Genomic DNA, 23,500 nt, shown 5'->3' on the forward strand with positions numbered 1-23,500 from the left:
CCTTACTTACCTTTTCCTAGAAAATCTTTTATTGAATCTAAGATTGCTTCTTTATTTTTAATTTTACTTAAAATGACATCCTCATGTTTTTCACCGAACTCTTTGGAAAGGTCTTTATAAAATTGACCTGAACCATAACGAGACTCAACTTGTCCGTAGAAGAATGCATTTGAATTTGGAATGATTGAATTCTTTAAAATATCAAGACAAACCTTTGTGTCTTCGGCCGACCAGTTATCACCATCAGAAAAATGGAAAGGATAAATATTCCATTCATCCGAATTATAATCACTAGCGATCATATCCTTACAAAGCTTAAGTGCCGATGAAATCAGAGTTCCACCACTTTCACGCGTTCTAAAGAATGTCTCTTCATCAACTTCTTTTGCCGTTGCATCGTGGATGATATAGCGAATTTCAATGTCTTTATACTGAGACTTAAGCCATAGGTTAATCCAAAAAGATTCTGTGCGAACAATTTCTTTTTGCTCATCACCCATTGAACCTGAGACGTCCATCATATAAATAACAACCGCAGAGTTTTCAAATTCAATCTTTGAATCACTTGAGCGGTAGCGCATATCACTTTTAATTGGAACAACCACAGGATTCTTTGGATCATAAGTCCCCATTGCGATTTGACGCTTTAAGGCCTCTTTAAAAGATCTCTTATAATGCTTTAGGGAATCTGGCCCAACTGTACCGATACTAGTGTAGCGATCCACAGTTGACTGCATATTCTTCTTCCCCTTAGGTTCAATCTTAGGTAGCGCGAGTTCATTGCCAAGAATTGAAGCAAGCTCATCGAGACTCATTTCAACATCAAGGGCCTTCTCACCTTCCCCTTCACCAGCTTCTCCTGGCTCTCCTTGACCTTCTTGTGGTTCACCTTGTCCATCGACTGGATCCCCAGGTTGGCCATCACCTTGTCCTGTTCCACCTTGACTTTTGTCGCCAAAACGAAATTGTGGAGTGTTGATAGAAGGCATTGGAACTTTAAATTGGCCATTACCTTTTGGAATAGGCATCTCACCGCCGGCAATATACTTTCTTAGATTATCACGCACCTTTCCTTTAATAATTTTACGAAAACGTGCGTGGTCTCTTTTAATCGGGTGATCCATTAACTCTCCAATTGTGGAGGTGCTAAGTCCTAAGACTTAGCACTGTCTCCTTTTGCAAAAATACTAGCGACATAATTAAGAGCATCAGTTGCTGAGATTTCACAGTAACCGTAGTTCTTAATTAGACGAGACTTGATAACATCAATCTTCTCTTGTGTTTCTTTATCAACAACATTAGAGATGATTGTTGTAAGTTTAATCGCATCTTTTTGATCTTCAAAAAGCTTAAGCTCAAGTGCACGGTGTAGTCTTTCATTCATCTTGTAATCAAATTGCTTACCTTCGATTGCAAGAGCACCGATGTAGTTCATGATCTCACGTCTAAAGTCATCCTTGCGTGATTCAGCAATGTCGATTTTCTCTTCGATGCTTCTCATGAAACGCTCATCCGCTTCTTCAAGTTTACCTGTGTACTTGTTGCGAACCTTCTCTTTTTGAGTGTAGGCCTTAACGTTATCAATATAATTTGCACATAGAGTTTCAATTGCAGTTTCATCAAGAGAGATCGCTTTTTGAACATCATTTTTAACGATGTCAGTATACTCTTGGCGAACAATTGCTAGCATCTCACGGTACTTATCAACAGCTTCAGGATTATTTGCCATTGAATTCTTAAGTCCTGACTCAAGTTCATTGAAAACCATAAATGGATTTAATGATCCAGTATGACCGTACTTTACAAGTGCATTTGAAATTTTATCTTGAATATAACGTGGAGAGATACCTTCTAGACCTTCTCTAACAGCTTCTTTACGTAGCTCTTTTACATTATCTTCATTGTAACCAGTCAGTGTCTTACCATTGTATAGCTTAAGTTTTTGAACAAGAGTAAGATCTGCTTTCTTTGGCTCCTCCATTCTTGTAAGAACTGCCCACATCGCGGCCATATCAAGTGTATGTGGAGCAATATGTACGTGAGGAATTTTTTCTGCGTTAAAATCACGCTGATAGATTCTCACTTCGTTATCAAGACGAGTGATATATGGAATATCAATTTTTACGGTACGGTCGCGAAGTGCTTCCATAAATTCGTTATTTTGTAGCTTTCTAAATTCAGGCTCATTTGTGTGACCAAGAATAACAAGGTCAATATCAGTTTGAGCGAATTTCTTAGGCTTAATCGATTGCTCTTGAGAAGCGCCTAGTAGGTCATATAAGAAAGCAACATCAAGTTTTAACATTTCGATAAATTCGATAATACCACGGTTCGCGATATTGAATTCACCATCAAAGTTAAAGGCACGTGGGTCAGAGTCTGATCCATATTGTGCAATCTTTCTGTAGTTGATATCCCCTGTTAACTCAGTAGAGTCTTGGTTCTTTTCATCTTTAGGTTGGAAAGTACCAATACCTAGACGATCTTTTTCTGAAAGAATTAGTCTTTTAACACGGATATGGTTTTCCATAACCTTCATGAAGTCACCATCATACTTAATCATGTATTCATTCAGGATATAACGGTCAGCAGGACAAACTTCACCACGGATTTTAATCTTGTGGTCCTTATTGCCCTTATTCATATTTTCTAAGAACTCTTTTCTTACTTCGTGTGGAATTAGCTTTAATGGATCTTCATGCATTGGAGATGGAAAAACTTTTTGTCCACCAAGAATGTCAGATTCTTCTTCGTCATACCATTCAAAAGTATAAAGAGCACCTTCATCTGTGCGTGAATAGTGTTCTAAACCTTTTTTAAGATTTCTTGCAATTGATGACTTAGCAGAACCAACAGGCCCATGAAGTAGTAGAACCCTTTTTTCAGTTCCGTAACCAAGAGCTGCGGCCTTAAAAAAGTTAACTAATTTCATTAGGTGTACATCAATTCCAAAAACGGCATCTTTACCATTTCCAATTGGGTCATCAAAAAAGTGATAGCGAGTGATTTCTTTTTTATATTCTAGATAAGTACTCGTTCCAAAAGTCATAATCATATCGAAAATTCTTTGGAATGAATTGCGTCCGATTCTTGGGTCTTCAGCTACAAGATCTACGTAATCCTGAAAACTCCCCGTCCAGTGTAAGTGAGCAAAGTCTTCAACTTTGTAGTTCTCACTCATAAAGTCTTTCATATTCATTTTAGTCATATCTTCTCCATCCATGAGTTGCATTCGATGCAAGCTAAATTCCTAAATATATTATAACGTAAAAAACTAAGTAGAAGCAAAGGTAACTATAAAAAAAATATGTAGTGACTTTTTGACACCGTAAAATAATCAGGTACTCACTAAAATTACTAGGCAAATATTTGGCAAAATGAATGCCCAACAAAAGCATTTGACTAAAATCTGTATCCAATTGAAAATATAGGAATTACAGATTTAGCATTGTTGAGGGATTACAAGGGTGAATATGGATATTATTTGTGCCGGCGTATCAGATATTGGACGCAAGAGAGAGACCAACCAGGATTCAATTTACGTTGGGAATTCAAGTAAACTCTATGTCGTGGCAGATGGCATGGGTGGACACTCTGGCGGTGAACTGGCCTCAACAATGGCCATCAAATATGTTGCAGAGAAAGTGAAAGAGCTCAAAGCATCAAACACTGATACTTCTTCTGTCCTCAAAGACTCTGTTCACTTTGCTAACGAAAAAATTAAAAATTACGCTGATGAAGAACCATCTTTAAAAGGAATGGGAACAACTGTTGTTGGAATTCTCTTTGGCGAAGATAAAGCAAGTATTGCAAATGTTGGTGATTCACGTGCCTATGTCATCACTCAAGGACAGATCTTTCAATTAACAAAAGACCACTCTGTCATCCAAGAAAAAATCAATTTTGGAATCTATACTCGTGAACAAGCTGCTAATGATCCAAATAAGAATTACCTGTCTCGAACGGTCGGGTTTGAATCAGGAATTGAAGTAGATCTTTATGATTACAAACCGAATAAGGGAGATATTTTTCTTCTTTGCTCAGACGGGCTTCATGGAAAACTAAGTGACGAAGATATCCTCTTTATCATTAGCGATATGATAAAAAAGAACGACGAACTAAGTCATCAGCTCATTCACGACTGCGCACAAACACTTGTGAGGCAGGCCAATGAACACGGTGGACAGGACAATATATCTGTAATCTTAGCTGTAGTTAATTAATCTTAACCAGCTTAATCAGGACGATTATTTCGTCTCATTGTGTCATGGATTAATGTCTTGCAAACTGTTATCAAGAAACCTACAATAAACATCAGAAATTATTGAAAATTCAAGGAAGTAATTTTGAGTCGTTTTTACACAATTATGGTAATTCCTGAAAAGGAGAAGGGAGTTAAGTCATTTCGCATTCCACGAGTGATCTTTAACTCAGTTCTATTTTTCATCGTTATCATTGTAGCAGTTATTGGTATTCTTACTTTTGACTATATTAAAATTCTTAAACAAGTTTACGAAAACCGTCACCTAAGCATTGAGAACCGTCAGCTTAAAGAGCAAATCCAACTCTTTAATATGAAACTCAATACATTAACTGATGATATTGAACGTATTCAAAAAATCGAAAGTAAATTAAGAGTGATCTCTGGTTTTAAGGACTTTGATCTAACAAAGCCAGTAATGCAAAACTCTGATGAGCACGAGGCACAAGAAGGCGATCATGGCCATAATCACACGGCCCCTTCAAATCCTTCGCGCAACCCACAGTCTGTTCTCATCCCCCAACGAGACCAGGAGTTAATGAATAAAGTTAAGTCGGAGCTAATTGACCTTAAGAATGTTGAGGAGTTTAGCGACATTAATGATCTCTACGAAAGAAAGATCGCAACAAACTTTGGGTTAACTTCTGGTTATAGCTTCACAAAAGAATGGAGTAGCTTAATTAAACAAAGTTTTAAGTTAGCTGAAAACTTTGCGTTTTTTGATTATCGATATTCAATCCTACGCAAGATTTCAGGTGATTTAGAGATTCGTGTAAATGAGCTCGATCAATTCTTACTCGATCGCGAGTCTTTCTTAAGATCAACACCAACACTTCTTCCGGCCCGTGGCTGGATTACTTCGTACTATGGGCCTCGTATGAGTCACTACTCAAAACGAGTAAAAATGCACGAAGGCCTCGATGTTGGTGCACCAATTGGAACAATCATCCTAGCTCCAGCAGATGGGATCGTTAAAGTATCAAAGAAAAATTACGGTTTTGGAAACCACGTTGAAATAGATCATGGATACGGTATAACTACAGTTTACGGACATAATTCAGAAAACATCGTTGTAAAAGGCCAAAGTGTCAAACGGGGGCAACCAATTGCAAAAGTTGGTAACTCCGGTTTATCCACAGGCCCCCATTTGCACTACGAAATTCGCATTAATGGAACACCGGTGGACCCACTTTATTATGTACTGGATTAATTAGGAGAAATTTAAATGTTTAATCCGCTTAAGTCTTTTTTTGGCACGAAACACGATCGCGATATCAAGAAGCTCATGCCAATCGTTAATGAAATTAATTCTCTTGAAGCACAAATGGAAAAACTTAGTGATGACGAGCTTAAGGCACAGACGACTAAGTTTAAGCAACGCCTAAGTGAAGGAGCGACTCTAGACCAAATTCTTCCTGAAGCATTTGCAACAGTAAGAGAAGCTGCTAAGCGTGTCCTTGGTATGCGTCCGTATGATGTACAGATCATCGGTGGTATTGTTCTTTACAAAGGAATTATTGCGGAGATGAAGACAGGGGAAGGTAAGACTCTTACTGCAACTCTGCCTCTTTACCTAAAAGCTCTTGAAGGAAAAGGTGCCCACCTTGTAACAGTTAACGACTACCTAGCAAGTCGTGATGCTCAGGAGATGGGTGTTCTTTATAATTGGTTAGGTCTAACGACTGGTTGTATTATTGCAGATATGGAAGATGAAGATCGCCAGACGGCATATGCTTCAGATATCACATACGGTACAAATAACGAATTTGCTTTCGACTACCTAAGAGATAATATGAAATTCTCTTTAGAAGAATATGTTCAAAGAGATTTTCACTATTGTATCGTGGATGAGGTTGACTCGATTCTAATTGATGAGGCCAGAACTCCCCTACTAATTTCAGGTCCAAGTGAAGGTGACTCAACTCTTTATGGTGTTGCAAATAAAGTTATCCCACAACTTACTGTTGAAAAGCATTTCACAATTGATGAAAAATCAATGTCAGCTGTTTTTACAGAAGAAGGGATTTTAAAAGTTCAAGAGCTAATGAAAGTTGATAATCTTTATGATATCGAAAACTCTGCTCTACTTCACCACTTAAACCAAGCGCTTCGTGCTCATCACCTATTTAAAAGAGACGCTAACTACATCATTAAAGATGGTGAAGTTATTATCGTTGATGAGTTTACAGGACGTCTTAAAACGGGTTCTCGTTGGTCAGACGGTCTTCACCAAGCTATCGAAGCAAAAGAAGGTGTTGAGATTAAGCAAGAAAACCAAACTCTTGCCTCGATTACATTCCAGAACTACTTTAAAATGTACTCAAACCTAGCAGGTATGACAGGTACAGCAGATACAGAAGCGGAAGAATTTAAGAAGATCTATGATCTTGACGTAATTGTTATTCCTACAAATCTTCCAATTGCTCGTGTTGATGAAGCGGACGTTATCTATAAGAACAAGCAAGCAAAATATAGAGCAATTATTAAGCTTCTAAGAGAACTAAACGAAAAAGGCCAACCGGTTCTAGTTGGGACAATTACAGTTGACTCTTCTAACCTACTTTCGCAAGAGCTAGAAAAGGCAGGAATTGAACACAATGTTCTAAATGCCAAGCAACACGGTAAGGAAGCCGGTATCATTGAAAATGCTGGCCGAAAGGGATCTGTCACAATTGCAACAAATATGGCCGGTCGTGGTACCGACATTAAAATCAATGATGAAGTAAAGGCCCTAGGTGGTTTATATATCCTTTGTACTGAAAGACACGAGTCTCGTCGTATTGACAACCAGCTTCGTGGTCGTTCAGGACGTCAAGGAGACCCTGGTCGTTCAAAATTCTTCCTTTCTCTAGAAGATGATTTAATGAGAATTTTCGGAAGTGATCGTATCGCAAAAGTGATGAACACTCTTGGAATGGAAGAAGATGAGCCAATTGAGCACAAGATGATTACTAATGCCATCGCTAAAGCTCAAAAGAAAGTTGAAACGCACAACTTTGAAATCAGAAAGCACCTTCTTGACTTTGATAATGTTATGAATGAACAACGTCGAGTAATCTACCGTATCCGTCGTGATATTCTTTCAGATGAAGACAACCTTGGATTCGTTAAAGAGATGACAGAAGATGTTGCTGACAACCTTCATGAAACATATCGTCCACAAAAGAAAGTTCCTCTTGAGGACCTTCCTTGGGAAGAGATGAAATCAGGATTCTGTGCTACTTTTAATACAGAATACGAAGTAAGTGCAGTTGAATGTTCTGACAAATTCGAAGGTAATGTAAGCAAGTACTTTGAAGAAAGAGCAAAAGAAATTCTTGAAACAAAGCTTGCTGGTTATGACGAAAGACAAGTGACTCTTGCTCTAAGAGAAATTCTACTTTCAACTTTTGACCAACACTGGAAAGATCACTTAAGAAATATGGATCACCTAAAAGAAGGGATCAATCTTAAGGCCTACGCACAAAAAGATCCTCTTACTGAATATAAGAGAGAAGCTTTCAACCTATTCGAACAAATGCGTGTTGATGTAAAAGCAAGTGTTGTTCGCAATATGTTTACTGTACGTCTATACACTCAAGAAGAGATTGAAGAACTAAGACGTCAACAGGAAGAAGAACTACAAAAGCAACTAGAAATTCTAAAAGCAAAAAGAATTGCTGAAGAAGAAGGACATGATGAACCAGCACAAGCTCAGGCTCCTCGTTCACGCGGTCAAGTTAAGGTAGGACGCAACGACGCCTGCCCATGTGGTTCTGGAAAGAAATTTAAACACTGTCACGGATCATAATTAATATGTCAGATGGCGATAACAAGAACGATTTAACACGTATTGAGGACTTGTCTGAGTTTCTTCATCAAGGTGATGATGAGCTCGACAAGCTTCTTTCTGATCTTGATGAGTCCAGTGAGGACTCTAATGAAGAAGACGAAGCTGAAATCGAGTTAGCGCCATTTGAATATTCAAATAACTCAGAAGAAAATTCGGATGACGATACTTATGAGTCTGAAGAAGAGTTTTATAATGACAATAATGAGGACGACTCATATGACGAGGCCGAATACGCCTTTGATGAGTCAGGCCTCGACGACGATGTCGATCATGAAGACGATCAGGAAGTTGGTCAAGAAGACGATCAAACAGACTTCAACGAAGACTTTGAAAGCAACTTTGAAAACGACTCCCAAAATGACGCCCTCGATGACGACTTCGACAACAATCAAGACGAAAATGTCGAATATGCAGAAGATGACCAAATAGAGGACCAAGAAAGCGAAGAAGCTGAAGAAGCTGAAATCGAACTATCTCCTTTCGAAGAAGAAACTGAAACTGAATCTGAAACTGAAGAAGACAATAACATCCTTGAAGAAGAACTTCCTCAGCAAGAAGAGCTCTCTACACCAGAAGCACAAGCCTATGAGCAAGTAGAAACTCCCCTTACTGCCACACCTGAAACCGTAACACCTGAAGTTAAAATGGCCCAAGACTTTGCTGAAGTCAGAGACTTTGCGGCCAACTCAACATACGGCAAGGTTGCAATTGGTGGAAATCCACCTTTTTCCATCCTTATGCAAGGAATTATTCCTGGTGAAAATGATGAGAGTATTCTTGCCATTTTAAATGAACATGGACTCTTAGGTGATAACGAAGATCTTTATCGCACAGGCCTAGAAAGTGGACAGCTTCTGATTGCACAAATTGGCGAGTTCAGTGCCATTTACTTAGCAGGAAAATTACGTCGCTATTGCCGTGTGATCAAGCTTGGACTGGCCCATGAAATCCATGCTAGCCCTAATTATGACCACAATGATCAGAGAGGGCTAACAGGGCCTCGCTCAGTCAACCAAAATAAAACAAAGCGTTTTGTCAGAAATGATGAAGACTTTAACCAAGAAGATGTTCTTCTTAGCTCTTCTCACTTCGTCCCAGGATACCTTATCACACATAGCTTAGGGCCAATGCAGATAAATGAAGTCATTGATGGTAACGAGTTTAATGATATTAAATCAATTAACCTCATCGAATACTTCAGTGACCAATTCAAAGAAAGCGCCTTTAAAAAGGGTGCCAATGCAATTATTTCGATCCATTTTACAGTGAATCATCACAATAAAGACTCAGCGTCTAATGATATTATTATCATGGCCCACGGGGACTATGTCGTTTTAGAAGAAAACAAGGCATAGAAAATAGACAATTATGATTAGCAATTTAAGCGATACAAAAGATTTTTACAGCACCATCATTATTGGAGGCGGCATTGTAGGGGCCGGAGTTTTCCGAGACCTAAGCCTACATGATGTCGATACTCTTCTTGTCGACAAGAAGGACTTTGCCTCTCAAACGAGTTCTAAGAGCTCTAAAATGCTTCACGGTGGAATCCGCTATCTTGAAAATTTTGACTTTCCCCTAGTATGGGAGGCCTTACATGAGAAGAACCTGTGGCTAAAACTTGCTCCTCACCTTTGCTTTGAAGAAAAGTTCTATCTACCGATCTATTCTGATTCAATTCGTCCAAAGTGGATGATTAGAATTGGCCTTTTCTTATATGATCTTCTTTCAAGCTTTCAAAACTCTCCGTATGAGATGAAGAGTAAAATTGAAACACTTGAAACAAATGCGGATTTAAAAGAAGACGATTTAAAAGGAAGCGGCGTTTATCATGATGCTGTTGTACACGATGGGCGATTAACGATTGAAGTCCTAAGAGATGGGGCCTTCAATCCTAAGTGTCATGCTCTAAATCATGTGGCCTTAGTTGATTATGAATTTCTAGCAGATGGAACAATCAGAGTTGTTCTAAATGATGAAATTGAAGGGACAACAAAGGAAGTCTACTGCAATGACATGATCTTTGCGACAGGACCTTTTACAGACAAAATCCTCGCAAAATCGAAGCAAATCCACTGGCATCCACAACTACTACCATCACGTGGTAGTCATATTTGGATCTCAAAAGAGCGCTTAAAAATAAAGAGTGCAATTCTTTTAACACCAAATGATGGCCGAGTTATTTTTGTCATTCCACAGGCCGATAAAATTCTAGTTGGTACAACAGAAGCAAAAGTAGAAGAAGATTATTTTGATCTAAAACCAACTCAAGAAGAGATCACTTACTTACTCGCCAACTTAAATCAATATTTCCCAAAGGCCAAGATCGAAGAAAGTGATATACTCTCAAGCTTTGCAGGAATTCGTCCACTGGTAAAAGATGATTCCACGGCCGCTCTAGGAAAGACTGCGCGAGTCCACAAATACTTTCAACCATTGAAAAACTGTCACGTTCTCATTGGTGGAAAATATACGACATTTAGAACAATGGCCCAAGATGTAGCAAGAGCAATCGTTCACAAACATAAGAAACCATATATTCAAGATAAGACCCTTGCAGAGTTTCGCTTTAAGATGCGCTACAATCCTTTTAAGCAAAAAGGCTTCACACCTGAGCAGGAAGTTGAAGTTAGAAAATACGAATTTGTTCGTTGTGAAGAAGATTTTAACAGACGCCACTAGAGTATTAAGTCGCGTCTGTTAAGAGAAACTAGAAGCGCAAGTAGGCTCCAGCAATTGCTCTAAAGCCACTTAGAGAGATCGTATTTTCAACTGTCGATCCACCAGTTTCAATACTGAAAGTTGATGAGCTGCTAAAGTAGTCACCTTTTGCATAGAAACCAAATCCTGAATCAAGTGTGTACTTGATCCCACCACCAAAATTCATATATGTCCCTGAACCAGAAAGGCTTTCAGTTGTTGAAGAACCAGCACTCTGTGGGATTTCATTAAGTGAAGTCATCGATAGACCAAAACCAACTTCAACGTAAGGAATAAAGCGGTTTGTTGCAAGAGGATTAAAAATATGGAAATTAACGGCCCCACCAAAATCAATTGAAGATGAAGTTGAGTCAGAGATGCCATTGCTTCCAGAATAGTAACCAACACTTGCTTTAAGTGAAAATTTTTGTAGAAAACTTTGAGACTTTGGAAAGAATAGCTCAAACTCTCCAGCAAAACCAAGTGAGCTAAGTTCTGCATCAGTACTTACACCAACATTGTCATATGTTCCGCTAAGCATATTAAGGCCAGCTGAGACATTAAAGGCCATATTCTTATCTAGAATCTTACTTGGTGTCGGTTTAGACATTGTTTGATTGCTTGAAAATGATGTTGTTTTAATGGCCTCAAGCTCACTCTGTTCCTCATAGCTATTTGAAGCTGAAGATTGAGTATATGAACTTCTTTGTTGTGGGGCAGAACGGTTAACATCAACAGGCTCCCCCATCTGCTTTCCACCAGGATACGTTGCCTGTAGAGACTTCGATCGATCATCTGTCAGTTTCACAGGAGAAGAAATCTTTAAGTTTGCAACTTTATCACGTTGGATTTCATTAGGTTTTACAATTCGATAAATACTCCATACAGAACGTGAAGGAGTGGCCTTAATACAGACAGCTCTTGCAAAAACACCTGTCGTAATAAAGAACTTTGCATGATCCCCGATAACTAGGCCATCTTCAAGGCCTCGATTCATAAGAATCGTTTTCTTCGATGTTGAAGTCTGAAGAATTCTGAAAGTTAACTTCTCATCAATATCCAGAGCCAGTGTACTAGAGCTCAATAGTGTAATTAGTGAGAAGGTTAGAATTTTTAGTAAACGTCCTGTCATATCATATCCTTAAAAAAATATACTTAAACTAGCGATAAATTTTAAATTATTAACTGTTTGGTTAAGTGCAAAATTATTAGCATCCGTTGCATTAACTTCGCTTATAGGAGACAAACTTAGTAGTTCATAGTTTAACTTGGCCCCTATACCATAGCCAAACATATTCCCTTTTTCATAATCTCTAAATGTAGAAATTCTTGTTTTAATTCCAAGAGTAATTGAAGGAAGAGCGACTGATTCATAGTCATAGCTGTAATTAGCAAAAGAGGCAGAGGTCGTCTCACCAGTTCCTCGTTTCATTCCAAGACCAACAAAAGCAAGAAGTTTATTTCGCACGTAAGGAGCATTGTAGAAGTAATAATTAACATGCGCGCCAAAATTCATATAAGTCATGCGGCCATTGATACCACCAAGATCAACATTTAGGTTTGAAACGTCGAGACCAAAGTCAACACTCCACTTTTTGAGAGAATCATGTGCTCTGATAAGATGAAATTCATAAGAAGCGGCAAGGCCATAACCAAGGTTTTGGTGGTTACTGTCACTATCCGTATAATTTGGCATAAGGTTTGAAATAAAGCTTAACTGAACTTCATTACCACTTTCGATTGAAAGAACATTTTCTCTTCTAAATTTTTCACGAGCAATACCAGATGACTTTAAATAGCGACTAAGTTGCTCACTATCCATATCAGCAGACCATAGTGGCCCTTCTTTATCGAGAACTGCCTTTGCCGATTTTGTCACACGATTCTTGGCCCTTTCTCTTGCAAGGCTTTCTTCCATCGCATTTGGAATTGAGAGATTTGAATTAGCACCAGTTAAGTCAGGTCGCCCACTATAGAGCATTTCTTTGTAGCCATCTTGGGCCGCAGAGATCTTACTTAATTGATCTTGATTTTGGCGTGCCATTTGAGCATCAAATTCTTCGGCCGTAAGTTTTGCTGTATCAACAGGCTCTAGCTGAGAATCGACATACTTATAACGAAGTCTACCATCTCTAACGATAATCTCGTCACCATCTCTTAACTGAGTTTTCTTTGTGACCTTATAAATTGTCGACTCATCAATTCTTGAGTCATAATTCTTATCACTTGGAGTCTCTTTATCTTGCACAAGATCTGTCGGAACTTCACCATCGATGGCGTGTTGATTATTAAATTTTGTTTTCTTTGACTCATAGGCCTTAATTTCGTAGACAGGTTTTTTCTTATAACGGCCACTTGCGGTTTGAGATCGAATTTGTAGCGCAATAGTTGCATCCGGAGCGAAATTAGCACGGTTTAGCTTATCTCCAGAAATATCCTTGAAATACCAATAAGATTCTCGATCTGAAACCTTTAGAAGCTCAATACTTCCAAGGTAGAGGTATTTTGGTTTTTGATAGTCGCCAATACGCATTGATACGTCTGCCACATCACCAGTTTTTAGTCCTGTAAGCTTTCCGACAGACAGCTTAATTGTGCGTCCAGACTGGGAAAGGGCCACAACTTTTGCTTGCATCATTGCATAAGTATTTGCCATCAATAAATTTAGCAAAAGTATCATTACGAATTGTTTATATTTATCCATATATTTAATTATAACGAATGGAAGTATTTGAAACAATATGGTAAGGTATGTATATTTTTACAAAATTATGCCACGGTGCACCACGAGTGAACGGAGGAAAATATGGCCAAAAGAAAGAAGAATATTCAGATTTTTCGATACGAATGCCAAATGACTGGCGAAGTTTACAAAACAACTAAGAAAGCAGCTAATCCTGATGATCTAGTAAGCGTCAACGCATACTACGACATGAACCCTGAGGAAGATGATCGTCCTGAGGAAATTAAGAAAGAATTAGGAATTGAATAAAATTTAGAAAAAAACGGAGTTTTTAAATGGCACACCACAAAGTCATTATTATTGGATCAGGTCCTGCTGGTTATACAGCGGCCCTATATGCATCACGTGCAAACCTTGAGCCTCTTGTTATTGAAGGACATGAGCCAGGTGGGCAATTAACGACGACGACTGATGTTGATAACTTTCCAGGATTCCCAGAAGGAATCATGGGGCCAGAGCTTATGGCCAATATGAAAAAACAAACTCAGAGATTTGGTACACAATACCTGAGTGGTTTTGTCACTGGGCTTGATACGTCAAAGAGACCTTTTACTCTTACAGTAGATGAAGATAAAACTTACACTGCAGATGCTGTTATTCTTGCAACTGGTGCATCGGCCAAGTATCTTGGCCTTCCAAATGAAAAAGAATTAATTGGTAAAGGTGTTAGTGCTTGTGCAACTTGTGATGGATTCTTCTACCGCGACCGTGTTGTTCACGTTGTTGGTGGTGGGGATACTGCAATGGAAGAAGCAACTTTCCTTACAAAATTTGCTTCTAAAGTATATGTTGTCCATAGAAGAGATGAGCTTCGTGCATCTAAGCCAATGCAAGAGCGTGCTTTTAATAACGAAAAGATTGAATTCGTATGGGATAGCGCTGTTACAGAAATCATCGCAGATGCAACAGGTGTAACTTCAATTAAGGTTGAAAACTTAAAAACTGGTGAAGTTACTGAGAGAAAAACTGATGGCCTATTTATGGGTATCGGACATAAGCCAAATACAGACTTCTTAAAAGGTAAAGTTGATCTAGATGATCACGGTTTTATCATCACTGAAGGAAGACACCCTGATACAAGTGTTGCTGGTATTTTTGCTTGTGGTGATGTTCAAGACTCTTACTACCGTCAGGCAATTTCTGCGGCAGGTTCTGGATGTCAGGCAGCAATCAGAGCAGAAAGATTCTTAGAAGAAAACGAATAATTTAAATTCATATCGTGGCCTAGAGAAAATCTAGGCCACATTATCTGAAATATACAACTCAACTCTTTCAACAGTTTCATTAAATAAGCGCTTTACAACCTTACTACCATTTTTAAGGCGGCCAACCATATCTTCGTAGTCGATTAAGGAGCCTTTTGCCACAGACTTAAGCCCTACGGCACCTTCTTTTAATTGCTTGGCCACGAAGAAATAAAGATAGAGGTCTGCACACTCCTGTTCATTTAGGTCATGTTCATCAAAGGCATTAATTTTTAAATCATTGGCCTCAATTGATATTTGTGGCTGTATGTCCTTTTCAAATAAAGGAGTGATCTCACTCGTTCTAATCGTCAAATTTCCACTGCCTTTATTAAAGATCATGAGTCTTGCAATACAGGCCTTGAGTTCAGAAATATTTCCAGGCCAGTCATAATCGAGAAGCATTTTTTGAACACGATGAGAAAGACGTTTTTTAGTGGTATGATTTTTAAGGCTATATTGTGAGATAAAGTAATTTGCAAAGAAGAGAATATCTTCCTTTCTCTCAACGAGTGAGATGGTTTTAAAGCTTGGAATCATTAACTCATTCAAATAAACAGTACCAGTAAAAAGAATTCTAAACGATTCTCTCTGATCAACAGTCTCGATAATATAATTTGCCACCGTAGGTGAAAGCTTATCAAGGCCCTTAAAGATTACATGGCCATTAATAACACGATCTCTAATCTTATCAACAACCTCATCAATATCTTTCTTTGTCATCTTGGCATAGCAATTAACAACTTCGATATGAGTATTAGCAGTATTAGACTGGCGAGCAATTTTTTCACAAAGATAGAACTTACCACTTCCCTCGCCGCCGTAAATATAGACAGGGCCCTTTTCATTAGGTGCGCTATATTGATCTAAGAACGATTGGGCACCTTTGGCAAAAACACTTATTCCCATTGAAGTATTTAAAGCAACTTCATTTTCGTAATCGTCCCCATAATCACCACTATTATATTCTTCATACTCTTCAATCTCATCACTCTTGTAAAAGTAGAGAAGGCCAATAACTCGAGCTAGGAACATTGCCTGTTTTAAATCGTTATCAGTAAAGAGTTCATTCTTTTCTTTATTTGAAAAATTTAAAATCCCAAAGATATTTTCATTATGATCGAAAATCGGACACATCATATATGTTGAGATCGTTGTATTATTAACAACCTCGTACATATTAAAGAATTCATCACTTGATAGAGATTGAGAGAATTTTGATTTAATACCACGAGGATTGTTATATAGCTCCTCAAGTATTCCAACAATAGGATACTCAATTTCTTTTAGCTGATTCGTGTGAAAATCAAACTCACTGAAAGTGTGTTCATCATGTCCTACAATAAAAGCCCTAGCATCTCGTGCCTTAACAATTCTTTGGACTTCAATAATGAATAATTTTATCAATTCAACTTTATTACGATAGTTCTTAAAGATGTGAAATAAATCAAGAATCATTGAAACAGAAACATTATCATCGATATCTTTATCGAATGTATTATCAGAATCATAATTTCCCGCAACTGCTTCATTTAAAACCATATCATACATAAGGTTTCGAAGACGTCTCTTGCCCATTGAAGAAACAAGTTCTGTCATGAGGTTCATAATGCTTTCAACCTCGTAGTCAATAAACTCAAGGCCAAGGTAGTTATCACCAACATTATTAAAATTTGGACGATATCGTCTTAGCTTAACGGTTTGGAATAATCGTATTTTTTTAAACTTAATTTCAATCTTAAAAATTTGACTATCAACATACTCTCCGATGAGAACACCAATACCTGTTGTTGATATATTGTCGACGGCCACATTGAATGAATTTGAAGTTGAGTCTCCAATCATTTCATAGAGAATACACTCTATATTATCCGACTCTTTTAGTTTAATACGATAATTTCTAAGTTTCTTCATATGAATATTTATCGTCTAGTAAAATTACTAACTTTAACTCTCAGAGATATAAAAATTCTAAAGAAATCGACGATAAGAAGATATCTGAAATCGGACCCATCATTGAGGAATAATTGAAATTTAATATTCAAAATTACAAATTTTTCAAATCATATCGCTTCCCAATTCACGAGGAAGATAAAGTTAGTGCTGAAGTGATCACAATAGATCGCGAAAATATCAAACATAATAATGTTCGCATTGACTCAATAAACCTCTCTGGCCTAAATTTCATTTGCTCGCAAAAATATTCAATTGGCGAGAAAGTTAAAATCAAAATCGCAACTAAAAGACTTTTTAATAACTGGGACTTTGAGTTAACTGGAATAATCATCCGCTCATTCATCTATTGTGAGGATGTGACAAAGACGATATACGGAATTTCAATTGAACCAAATTCACAAACAACGGTTTTAAAATACTTTTTAAAAGACTTCTTATCACACTATCGAACGGCGAAGCTCAAAGACAAGCTCTTTCAAATCTGCCAAAATAAAATAAAGATCAATCGTGATGATGGGGTTGAGTTATTTTCACTCTTTCAAAGCTTAATTCAAAAAACCTATAGTGGTAAGATTATCGATATCTTAAATGAGCTTCCTAGCATTTTCCGCTGTGAAAACTATCATATCTTTCTCTTTGATGCCAAAACAGGTGAATTCGAAATTGAAAGAACCAATAGTGACGTTACACCGAGGGATCATAGCTTTAATAGCATTCTAAAAGAAGCCTACTTTAATAAAGTAATCATTAACAAAAGTTTTCATGAAAAAAAAGCAACCGGTGTCGATCTCGACATTAAAAATATCCTAATGTCCCCTATTGTTAACCACAATGGAGAAAGCATTGGCATTATTTGTATGTCTAATAGTGTATCGGGTGGGAAGTTTAATTTTACGATGATTGAAAATATAAAGATTATCGCTAGCCTTATCTCTTATTTTTATGCAGGTAAAAAGCATACTATTAGTAGTGAAAAGGTAGAAAACAAACTTCCAGATCACTTCATTTTCAGTGATAAATCACAAACCGGACAATCGATCATTAACACTCTAAATACAATTAAGAACACTAGAGAAAATCTCTATATCCACGGAGAAGTAGGCCTTGGAAAGAGAGCGTACGCACGTTATATTTGTGGCGATAATGAAGAGAATGTCATTGACTTTAATGACGATGAAATTGCTAATCATAAAAAACTCGAACAAATAAGTGAGCTGACAAATAAGGGAATAAAGGATTTAATCGTTAAAAACCTTGAGATGCTAAGCTACGATGAACAAGCAACCTTCTACAATATTATTAGGTCGCTTAAAATTAGAATCGTGACAATTGCAACCAATGATCTGAAGGCCCTTGAAAAAAACGATATTATTCTAACAGACCTCTACAATCTCATCACAACAGTAAAACTCAATATTCCACCACTTCGACTACGTCGAGCAGAGATTGTTGAAATCGCTAAGCACTATATTAAATATGAATGCACTAAACGCGGCATGAGTGTGAGAAAACTTTCACAAGAATCAATAAATGATCTAGAGGCCGCAAACTGGGACTTCAACAATAGCACCCTTCACGCAATAATAGTTAAGGCCTTATTAAAGTCTGAGCCAAACGAACAGGTAATTCAACTAAGGCTTATAACAAGGGATTCCAGAAGAATAGTAAGTAGCGATCAAAACACTCAACTACAAGAATACATCCTTAACACCTTAAATTCATGTGATAAGTCTATTTCTTATAAGAATACTGAAAGTATTTTTGTGGAAAATTTAATGAGAAAAAAAGCTTCTTAGATTTGACAGACCCAAAGCAAAATTGAAATAATTTTATTAACAGATCACGGATCGATCTGAGAGTTTACATTTAGTAACTAGAAACTGCATCGGATAGCAGTTTTAAAAAGACCAGGGAAGGTATCAATGAGTAATTTCTTTAAGTACAATACACTCAATATTTCACTATCTAGACAAACTCGTACATGCAACGTTGTCATCGCCAACGATGAACAGTTTTTCAATACTTCGACGTACTTAAATGAACTTGAACACTTCTTTGACTGGTTAACTAATAAAATTGAAATTCATTCAGTAGTTTTTAAATTTGCTAGTGATGATATTGAATTATTCAAAAAAGAAGAACTTAGATTTTTCGATGAAGTAAACCTTGGTAATACTCTACAACAACTAGCAAGACTTAGCTGGGGACAATTGCTATTACCACAGACGATCCTTTGGTCATTTCAAAAATCTGCTTGCCCATTTAGTCTAGAATTAGCAATGGGTGGAGATATCCGCTACTGCGCTCCTTCTTTTAGTGTGACTTTTAATCAACTCGATAAGGGAATCACACCAATGGCAGGTATGAATACTCTTACTAACGAAAAAGCAAATAGTGCAAAGCTTATGCAATACCTACTATCTTCTCAAAGCGTAGGTGCCGATGCCCTTATAAACGCAGGCCTTGTCGGAAAAATTCTTTACAGCGAAAATGAACTTGAAGATATTGTAACTCGTATCTCTAAGCAGTCACCTACTGCAAGAATTCAAACAAAGAGATCATTTAACAACGCTCTTATTAAGGCAATGGAAGATGACCTTTTAGAGGAAATCACTTTTGCTAACTCAACATTGGCCACTGGTGACTTTAAAAACTATGCAAATGGAAAGGATTTCATTAATCCACGCGACTTTGCCCGTGTTTTAAAACAAGCTCCTACTGTTGCAGAGGCCATCTAGCCTAAGAACGGCCCATCTCGTCTCCAAGAGAGTGGGCCAAGTCACTGATTTCACATAAATTTCTCTCGAAAACATAGCTCACCATAAAATATTTACACAAAACAGTGCAATGCACTTTTTTGTGTTATAACCTCCTCGAACAAGAAAACAAAAAGATTGAATGAGGAGAGAATATGAAAAAGTTAATTTTTGCACTATCACTACTTACAGTAACAAGCTCTTTTGCTAACTGTAAGCAAATCTCTAGGCACGTTAAAATTTATGAATGTAGAGATCTAATTGCACAACACGTACTTAAAAAAGGAAGATGTTGGTACAACGATAATATGTATATCGAATCTTATAATGCATTTGCAGGGGTAGCATTTGTTGAAGAAGTTTACCTAAAAGATGCCAATCACAATCTTCTTACTGAAAGAAGAACTGTTCTTAGTACAACGAGTGGAACAGGTACAGGTGTACAAGCAATGGATTCTTATTGGGACTGTCGCAAGGCCATGGGAGAGCTTGAAACATACAGCTTAGAAGAAGTTAAAGATTTTTACGGAATTCAACAGTAAGAACTCAAACAGAAAAAATGGAGAAGAACATGAAAAATATTATTTTACTACTATCGATTTTAGCGACAACAAATATCCTTGCAAGCACATGGTGTGAAAAAGGTAAGCATGACGAAAATTACAAATGCCGAGTGAGTGTGAATGAGTATGCACTATCTGTCGGACAATGTAGTGCCTTTCCATGGCCAAATGGAGATGTTGAATATAGTGCCAAGGCAATGGCGGTTGAAGTTTTTCAAGAATTTGAAGTAAACGATAATAACGAAGTTGTCTCAGATATAAGATATAACTACATAACAAAACAATCAGTATTTTCTGGTGTCTATGCCATGAAAACAATGAAGATATGTAAAGATAAAAGAAAAGTAACACCAACACACAAGCTTGCTGATATTAGAAAAATGTACGGTATCAGATAAGAAACTTAAAGGCCCACTTGTGAATGTGGGCCTTATTTATACTGGTCTAATTTCAAAATTAGCTAATTGTGAAGGTAGCTTAGAAATATCACGGGCCAGACCTAGAAGAAAACCTCCCCCACCGGCACCACAAAGCTTCAAATAGAAATCATTCGATTCAAGACCTTCTGTCCATAGATCTCGATAAAGAGCAGGAATCATCGGGTTGAAATGTTCAAATTGAAACGAAGATAACTCTTTAAACTTCTTCCAGAGCTTTTCACGATCGTCATTAATATAATACTTTATACACTCATCAGAAATTGGCGTTAAGACGCGATCGCAAAGATAAGCAAAGTCCTTAGAAGAACACTTTTCCATGAATAAGTTTACAAGTGGCTCTGTTCTTCTGGCACGGCCTGTATTTAAAAGAAATAGCCCTGGGCCTTTGGATTCATTTTTTAAAACAACTTCAGTCAGCTGTTTCTTACTATCAATTAGAAGCGGAACATTTAAGTAACTTATCAGTGGATCAACTCCAGATGAAGATCCGTGAAAGTGTGATTCCATTTCTTTAAAACAATCCTTTAAGAAGGCAATATCGTTTTTTTGTTCATCACTAATACGTGCATAACGATCAAAAACGGCCGCACATAATGCCCCCGAACTTCCAACACCATAACCCTGAGGAATAGTTGATTTAAATCTAATGCCACTAGAGATATCAAAAGAAAAAGATTGGTGATCAAAGTTAAAGCTAAGGTTTCCCTTCTCATTTTGTTTCTTTAAATATTGTGAAAATGCAGATAACTCAGAATCAACTCCTGTGTTTTGCTTTTCAGGAAAGTTTAGCTTTCCGTCAAAAAGTGAGTAAGGCATCGCTAAAGCTTTTGACGAGCGAATGATTGAGTACTCACCAAAAAGAAGAATTTTTGCGCTAAAACTTCCGACACTTTCCATTATGAATCTCGATTTAAAAATTCCACTTCGACACCATTACCCATGTGATCATGGATAACAACGTTATTATGACAAAGGCCAGAAACTTCATCTTCAATAAATTGACGAACTTTAGCTTCATCTTCTTTTAGATAAAGAATATGTACATTTGGCCCAGCATCAAGAGTAAAACAGATCTTTGCGCCTGTTTGTGCTCTAAAGTTTCTGATCTTAGCGATGATTGCTAATGTATTTGGTTCCATCAGAATAAATGATGGTTTTGAATTCATCATTAGGCCGTGAAGTTCTAATGCCTCGGCCTCAACAATCTCTGCAAAGGCATCAAAGTCACCACTACTTAGAGCAAAGCAAAGTGAGTTAAAATTGTTGCAAGCATTTAAGAAACGAGTTTTTGCAAATGGATGCGTATTCATAAGAGCATGGCCAGCTGTAGAGCTTACGGCCTTCTCACTTGCACTTACAATTGCAATAGAATCACAAATTCCTTCAAATGACTTATCATAGCTATCAAGCCCAACAGCATACTCTTGAGAGCTTCCTTGAACCGACTTACCCCAAATCGACATTTTTGGAAAAAGTGATCGTGAAGCACTTCCAGAGCCTAAGCGGGCCATAAAAGAAGCTTTCTTTAGGTAATATTCTTCGTCGTGGTCTTCTTGCGTCACTATTTTTTCAATCTCACAAAGTGCACTGGCAAAATTTGACATTGATGCTGCTGAAGAAGCAATTCCAGACGAATGAGGAAATGAATTCATTGAATCCATTTCAATTCGACACTCATTGATAAATGGGAAGAACTCAACTGCTCGATTAAAAAACTTTTCAACACGGGCCTGGAACTTCTCATTACTCTTTGACTCAAATTTAAAATCTAATTCAAATTTATCAGATTTTGAAACTTTATAAGTTGTCAAAGTATGAGCATTATCAAGTGTGACACTTAGAGAAGGGTTTGAAGGCAGCTGCTCTCCATACTTTCCCCAGTACTTAATCAATGCAATATTAGAAGGGCTCTTTACATTGAAAGAGCGGCCTTCACTTAATTTTTCTATTTTATAATTCGTTAACTTGAAATTAGTGGACATTATTAGCTTCAACTTTTGGTTCATTATCGACAATTAAATCACGGTAAGGAATGATGACCTTTAGGCCTTTTTCCTCAAAGTAATTAGAAACGTACCTTCTATTATTCATTGTTGAAGCAAGAATGAAGTCACCACCCCATGCACCAAGAGATTTAATTTCTCCATCAAAGTCACTAAAGGCCTCTTGCTTAATAGGCTTAAGCTTAAGTTGTTTACCAATAATTTCTTCATGGGCACGGATTAAGAAGTTAAATTCCTCCTGCGTTTTTGCAGAAGCAATCTGATTTGATAATTCACTGATAGTATTGATTACTTCCGGTGAATGTGGACGCAATTGATTATAGTACTCAATAGCATCACGAGAGTTTTTCTTATGACCTAAGTAAATAAAGTATAAGTTATTTTTAAATGATGGGTTGAATTCAACCGGCGACCACTTTGGCCCATCACCACTTTTTTGATAGATAAGTGGATCATCACTTTGCGCACAAGCGATATCGTATCCAGAACCACCAAGCGTATTAAATGCTAACTCAAATGGTGAAACCATCGCCCAGTCAGCAATATTATGAATTAAAGTTGAAGATGAACCTAGGCCCCACTCAAGAGGGAATCCAAGTTGAGTCACAACATGTACATCAACTCCATCTCTTAAGAAGTGCTTATTCTGCTTTCTAGCTTGTCTAAGCATCTGTTGCAGAACCATCATCTCTTTGGTTGGATTGTCATTTAAGATATTGAAGTGCCAGAATTCAAAGATCACTTCAAACCATAGCTTTCCAGCTGGGTCATATGACTTCCAATATAGCTTTGGATCAAATGATGCTGAATATTGAACGCGAAGAGATTGTCCAACAGTCGTTGGTAGACCAAGTGCCTGAGCACCGTCTAGAACAAAATACTCTCCAGAAAGAAGTAATTTCCCATGACCAAAGTAAAGTTGGCCATTCTTTGGAAGTTCAAGAAATTGTTCTCCTTCCAAATATTTTAAAATTGTGTTGCTTGTGTGTGTTGTGTTCATAA

The 23,500-nt window shown here is 37.4% G+C and carries 19 protein-coding genes; 11 read left to right on the forward strand and 8 right to left on the reverse strand.

The genetic code is table 11. The features are described 5' to 3' along the window. Positions 1 to 2: 2 nt before the first annotated feature. Together ABMA72_RS02025 and ABMA72_RS02030 are read right to left on the reverse strand one after the other, a co-directional pair. Positions 3 to 1,124 (reverse strand): DUF444 family protein, encoded by a 1,122-nt coding sequence (locus ABMA72_RS02025; protein ID WP_392860825.1) that lies wholly within the window; start codon positions 1,122 to 1,124, stop codon positions 3 to 5. A 29-nt stretch (positions 1,125 to 1,153) separates the two neighbouring features. Beyond that, positions 1,154 to 3,208: a PrkA family serine protein kinase gene (locus ABMA72_RS02030; protein WP_392860826.1), complete on the reverse strand. Its 2,055-nt coding sequence runs from the start codon at positions 3,206 to 3,208 to the stop codon at positions 1,154 to 1,156. Positions 3,209 to 3,473: 265 nt separating this feature from the next. On the opposite strand from ABMA72_RS02030, the gene ABMA72_RS02035 reads away from it, so the two are divergent. The 5 genes from ABMA72_RS02035 to ABMA72_RS02055 all read left to right on the forward strand — a co-directional run bounded on the left by ABMA72_RS02035 (position 3,474) and on the right by ABMA72_RS02055 (position 10,775). Next, the gene (locus ABMA72_RS02035; RefSeq protein ID WP_393055786.1) at positions 3,474 to 4,223 is read left to right on the forward strand and encodes a Stp1/IreP family PP2C-type Ser/Thr phosphatase; all 750 of its coding nucleotides are present in this window, start codon (positions 3,474 to 3,476) and stop codon (positions 4,221 to 4,223) included. Between the two features lie 123 nt (positions 4,224 to 4,346). After that, positions 4,347 to 5,471, forward strand: a complete 1,125-nt coding sequence (locus ABMA72_RS02040) for a M23 family metallopeptidase (RefSeq protein WP_392860829.1) — start codon at positions 4,347 to 4,349, stop codon at positions 5,469 to 5,471. Positions 5,472 to 5,486: 15 nt separating this feature from the next. After that, entirely contained in the window at positions 5,487 to 8,051 is a 2,565-nt protein-coding gene (secA, locus tag ABMA72_RS02045; RefSeq protein WP_393055789.1) for a preprotein translocase subunit SecA, read from the forward strand. A 5-nt stretch (positions 8,052 to 8,056) separates the two neighbouring features. Beyond that, positions 8,057 to 9,448 carry a hypothetical protein gene (locus tag ABMA72_RS02050; protein WP_393055792.1) on the forward strand — a complete coding sequence of 464 codons (1,392 nt, stop codon included), beginning with the start codon at positions 8,057 to 8,059 and terminating at the stop codon, positions 9,446 to 9,448. Positions 9,449 to 9,461: 13 nt separating this feature from the next. Further along, on the forward strand, positions 9,462 to 10,775 hold the full coding sequence (locus tag ABMA72_RS02055) for a glycerol-3-phosphate dehydrogenase/oxidase (protein ID WP_393055795.1): 1,314 nt from the start codon (positions 9,462 to 9,464) through the stop codon (positions 10,773 to 10,775). Between the two features lie 28 nt (positions 10,776 to 10,803). On the opposite strand, the gene ABMA72_RS02060 is transcribed toward ABMA72_RS02055, so the two are convergent. Both ABMA72_RS02060 and ABMA72_RS02065 read right to left on the reverse strand, forming a co-directional pair. Next, positions 10,804 to 11,925, reverse strand: coding sequence for a hypothetical protein (locus ABMA72_RS02060; protein WP_392860836.1), 1,122 nt, complete (start codon positions 11,923 to 11,925; stop codon positions 10,804 to 10,806). Positions 11,926 to 11,934: 9 nt separating this feature from the next. Beyond that, complete coding sequence (locus ABMA72_RS02065) at positions 11,935 to 13,497, reverse strand: hypothetical protein (RefSeq protein ID WP_393055798.1); 1,563 nt, start codon at positions 13,495 to 13,497, stop codon at positions 11,935 to 11,937. Positions 13,498 to 13,599: 102 nt separating this feature from the next. Here ABMA72_RS02065 and ABMA72_RS02070 point away from each other — a divergent pair, with 102 nt between their 5' ends. Together ABMA72_RS02070 and trxB are read left to right on the forward strand one after the other, a co-directional pair. Then, positions 13,600 to 13,785 (forward strand): hypothetical protein, encoded by a 186-nt coding sequence (locus tag ABMA72_RS02070; RefSeq protein ID WP_392860838.1) that lies wholly within the window; start codon positions 13,600 to 13,602, stop codon positions 13,783 to 13,785. Between the two features lie 26 nt (positions 13,786 to 13,811). Beyond that, complete coding sequence (gene trxB, locus ABMA72_RS02075) at positions 13,812 to 14,741, forward strand: thioredoxin-disulfide reductase (protein ID WP_392860840.1); 930 nt, start codon at positions 13,812 to 13,814, stop codon at positions 14,739 to 14,741. A gap of 30 nt (positions 14,742 to 14,771) precedes the next feature. Here trxB and ABMA72_RS02080 read toward each other — a convergent pair whose 3' ends face one another. Beyond that, a complete protein-coding gene (locus tag ABMA72_RS02080) occupies positions 14,772 to 16,694 on the reverse strand; it encodes a hypothetical protein (RefSeq protein ID WP_392860842.1) in 1,923 nt (640 codons plus the stop codon). Positions 16,695 to 16,807: 113 nt separating this feature from the next. Here ABMA72_RS02080 and ABMA72_RS02085 point away from each other — a divergent pair, with 113 nt between their 5' ends. The 4 genes from ABMA72_RS02085 to ABMA72_RS02100 all read left to right on the forward strand — a co-directional run bounded on the left by ABMA72_RS02085 (position 16,808) and on the right by ABMA72_RS02100 (position 20,453). After that, a complete protein-coding gene (locus ABMA72_RS02085; RefSeq protein WP_393055801.1) occupies positions 16,808 to 18,532 on the forward strand; it encodes a hypothetical protein in 1,725 nt (574 codons plus the stop codon). 126 nt (positions 18,533 to 18,658) lie between these two features. Beyond that, positions 18,659 to 19,474 carry an enoyl-CoA hydratase/isomerase family protein gene (locus ABMA72_RS02090; RefSeq protein WP_392860846.1) on the forward strand — a complete coding sequence of 272 codons (816 nt, stop codon included), beginning with the start codon at positions 18,659 to 18,661 and terminating at the stop codon, positions 19,472 to 19,474. Between the two features lie 173 nt (positions 19,475 to 19,647). Next, entirely contained in the window at positions 19,648 to 20,034 is a 387-nt protein-coding gene (locus ABMA72_RS02095; protein WP_393055804.1) for a hypothetical protein, read from the forward strand. Positions 20,035 to 20,063: 29 nt separating this feature from the next. After that, positions 20,064 to 20,453 carry a hypothetical protein gene (locus tag ABMA72_RS02100; RefSeq protein WP_392860850.1) on the forward strand — a complete coding sequence of 130 codons (390 nt, stop codon included), beginning with the start codon at positions 20,064 to 20,066 and terminating at the stop codon, positions 20,451 to 20,453. A gap of 36 nt (positions 20,454 to 20,489) precedes the next feature. Here the strand turns inward: ABMA72_RS02100 and ABMA72_RS02105 are convergent, their stop codons facing one another. From ABMA72_RS02105 to ABMA72_RS02115, 3 genes are read right to left on the reverse strand one after another with little or no spacing between them, the layout of a single operon-like run. After that, positions 20,490 to 21,392, reverse strand: a complete 903-nt coding sequence (locus ABMA72_RS02105; RefSeq protein ID WP_392860852.1) for a mevalonate kinase — start codon at positions 21,390 to 21,392, stop codon at positions 20,490 to 20,492. After that, complete coding sequence (gene mvaD, locus ABMA72_RS02110) at positions 21,392 to 22,477, reverse strand: diphosphomevalonate decarboxylase (RefSeq protein ID WP_393055807.1); 1,086 nt, start codon at positions 22,475 to 22,477, stop codon at positions 21,392 to 21,394. The genes ABMA72_RS02105 and mvaD overlap by 1 nt, the downstream gene beginning before the upstream one ends. Next, positions 22,467 to 23,498 (reverse strand): GYDIA family GHMP kinase, encoded by a 1,032-nt coding sequence (locus ABMA72_RS02115; RefSeq protein ID WP_392860856.1) that lies wholly within the window; start codon positions 23,496 to 23,498, stop codon positions 22,467 to 22,469. The genes mvaD and ABMA72_RS02115 overlap by 11 nt, the downstream gene beginning before the upstream one ends. Positions 23,499 to 23,500 lie beyond the last annotated feature (2 nt).

The sequence above is a fragment of the Halobacteriovorax sp. CON-3 genome, assembly GCF_043196995.1.
GTDB lineage: Bacteria > Bdellovibrionota > Bacteriovoracia > Bacteriovoracales > Bacteriovoracaceae > Halobacteriovorax_A.

Excerpts from the sequence above, each read along its gene's own strand:
- ABMA72_RS02050 (WP_393055792.1), top strand. The coding sequence starts at position 8,057 with ATGTCAGATGGCGATAACAAGAACGATTTAACACGTATTGAGGACTTG.
- ABMA72_RS02095 (WP_393055804.1), top strand. The coding sequence starts at position 19,648 with ATGAAAAAGTTAATTTTTGCACTATCACTACTTACAGTAACAAGCTCT.
- mvaD (WP_393055807.1), bottom strand. The coding sequence starts at position 22,477 with ATGTCCACTAATTTCAAGTTAACGAATTATAAAATAGAAAAATTAAGT.
- ABMA72_RS02060 (WP_392860836.1), bottom strand. The coding sequence starts at position 11,925 with ATGACAGGACGTTTACTAAAAATTCTAACCTTCTCACTAATTACACTA.
- ABMA72_RS02035 (WP_393055786.1), top strand. The coding sequence starts at position 3,474 with ATGGATATTATTTGTGCCGGCGTATCAGATATTGGACGCAAGAGAGAG.
- ABMA72_RS02100 (WP_392860850.1), top strand. The coding sequence starts at position 20,064 with ATGAAAAATATTATTTTACTACTATCGATTTTAGCGACAACAAATATC.
- ABMA72_RS02065 (WP_393055798.1), bottom strand. The coding sequence starts at position 13,497 with ATGGATAAATATAAACAATTCGTAATGATACTTTTGCTAAATTTATTG.
- ABMA72_RS02070 (WP_392860838.1), top strand. The coding sequence starts at position 13,600 with ATGGCCAAAAGAAAGAAGAATATTCAGATTTTTCGATACGAATGCCAA.
- ABMA72_RS02090 (WP_392860846.1), top strand. The coding sequence starts at position 18,659 with ATGAGTAATTTCTTTAAGTACAATACACTCAATATTTCACTATCTAGA.
- ABMA72_RS02080 (WP_392860842.1), bottom strand. The coding sequence starts at position 16,694 with ATGAAGAAACTTAGAAATTATCGTATTAAACTAAAAGAGTCGGATAAT.
- secA (WP_393055789.1), top strand. The coding sequence starts at position 5,487 with ATGTTTAATCCGCTTAAGTCTTTTTTTGGCACGAAACACGATCGCGAT.
- ABMA72_RS02030 (WP_392860826.1), bottom strand. The coding sequence starts at position 3,208 with ATGACTAAAATGAATATGAAAGACTTTATGAGTGAGAACTACAAAGTT.
- ABMA72_RS02115 (WP_392860856.1), bottom strand. The coding sequence starts at position 23,498 with ATGAACACAACACACACAAGCAACACAATTTTAAAATATTTGGAAGGA.
- ABMA72_RS02025 (WP_392860825.1), bottom strand. The coding sequence starts at position 1,124 with ATGGATCACCCGATTAAAAGAGACCACGCACGTTTTCGTAAAATTATT.
- trxB (WP_392860840.1), top strand. The coding sequence starts at position 13,812 with ATGGCACACCACAAAGTCATTATTATTGGATCAGGTCCTGCTGGTTAT.
- ABMA72_RS02055 (WP_393055795.1), top strand. The coding sequence starts at position 9,462 with ATGATTAGCAATTTAAGCGATACAAAAGATTTTTACAGCACCATCATT.
- ABMA72_RS02105 (WP_392860852.1), bottom strand. The coding sequence starts at position 21,392 with ATGGAAAGTGTCGGAAGTTTTAGCGCAAAAATTCTTCTTTTTGGTGAG.